The 1,763-nt window shown below is 56.2% G+C and carries 1 protein-coding gene; it reads right to left on the bottom strand.

Annotated features, from left to right (window positions below; translation table 11 throughout):
- Positions 1 to 1,763, bottom strand: a 1,763-nt coding sequence (locus tag BVK86_RS28860) for a phospholipase D-like domain-containing protein (RefSeq protein WP_075949610.1), incomplete at both ends; no start/stop codon positions are given.

Raw genomic sequence — 1,763 nt, 5'->3', positions numbered from 1 at the left:
CCCGTATGCACCCCAAACAAATGCTCCCTTAACGGCCTGGTCACCGCAGGATCCTCAATGCAAATATTCAACTCACTGTCCACCTGCATACTGCGCGTGTTGATGTTCGCGGAACCCAATGTGGTAAACACATCGTCGACGATCATCAACTTGCTGTGCACATACACATCCATCCAGTTATCGGGTGGGGAATCGGGGGCTACCAAGGTACAAATGTGGACTTTCAGGCCGGGGATTTCTGAGGGGGAGATCACGGCCTGAAGCTTCTCTGGCAGCGTTTTTTCAAGCTGCGCGACCTTGGCGCGAGCTCGCTGATGATTTTCTTTCAACATCTCGTAGTACTGAGCCGCCGGTTCGTCATGGCCGGTGTCGTATTTCTCTTTGAAAAGGCGGGCATTCACCGCAGCCACGCGTTCGGCTTGTTTGGCCTGGGCGATGTCGGCCAGCAATTCGTCATGCCGTTCAGCCCTGGCGATGCCCGGCATGAGTTCCGGGCGGCCCAACTGTTTCAGCATGCGAAATGTATTGACCGAGCCATCACCGATGGCCTCGCTGTTGGAGTTCGTCACAACGAACAGATACACCGGCCCGTCCTTTTCGAGATCGCGCCCCCAGTCCAAAAGATTTTTCACGACGCTTTTGATTTTTTCAGCCAGCGGCGGCCAGCGGAAATACTGGTTCTCGATGTAGATGAATTGAGTCGTGTTGTTGACGGCCTGCAGGTAGAGCTTCTCGATGTCTCTCTTGTTGTCCTGACTCTGGGTTCTGAGTACCTGCGCCATGACCGGTGTGCCATGGCCGGGACGCAGGCGCAGTTGCCGGGCGATGTGTCGACGAGGCCCCAGCAGGTCAATGCGCGTTTCTTTTTTCCAGGCAGTACAAAAATTGTGATTCAGAAATTCCAGCACCGGGCCGGACACACGGCTGGAAATGTCCTGCCTGGGTGTCTCGCCGTTGCGCCCGAATTGCGGATGATGCCGTTCATGGCTGTGATGATCGTCGTCCCAATAGGCATCCAGCGTGTTGTGCCCCATCACGAACCCGACGGCATCCTCCGGTTTTTCGTAGTCCACCAGCACCATCTTCTGGTGATGGCTCGGCTCGGCAAACATCGCCACCGAACTCATGACTTTGTTGGTCATGTCGCGATTTTCATCCAGCGCATTCACCGCCAGGCGCCAGGCAATTTCTGCTCGGTCCAGCAAGCCAAAGTCGCGCGTGACGAATTCGATATTCTTGATGCCCAGGCCGGGATCGCTACCCCACTTCAGCATGCGAAAGAAGCGTTGTCCCAGCTCGATCGGCCCGGTTTCAGCGCCGGTATAGGCGAGCCGAATCTGGCGATACCACAACTTGTCATACTCGACTTGCGCGTCGTTTCGGTTTTGCCTGAACTTGCCAAACCAATTGGAAACGTTATCACCCGGGGTCGAGTTTTCCGAAGTCTGGGCGACACGCAACGTGTCGTACCAGCACAGGATCCGCACCTGAACGCCTTCGTTGGCTTTCTGGATCAGCAGATCACCAATGCACAGCGAGCGGGTATCGCCCCGTTTGAAATACATCGAAGGCTGAAAACCCCAGCAGATGATTTCCACGCTGCTTTTAGCGGCGAGGATGGCGTCATAGACCGCGCCGAACGCACGCGCGCCGTTCACCAGCGGTTCGAACGTCGCGGGCACCGGATGGTATTCGGTGTTCTGCACGAACCACGGCAGGTTGAGCTGGCATGACATGGTTTTGCTGGTGGCGATCGGGACAGT

The organism is Pseudomonas reinekei, assembly GCF_001945365.1.
GTDB lineage: Bacteria > Pseudomonadota > Gammaproteobacteria > Pseudomonadales > Pseudomonadaceae > Aquipseudomonas > Aquipseudomonas reinekei.
Note: the sequence above shows the minus strand (reverse complement) of the source record. Positions and strands in the feature narration are given on the sequence as shown.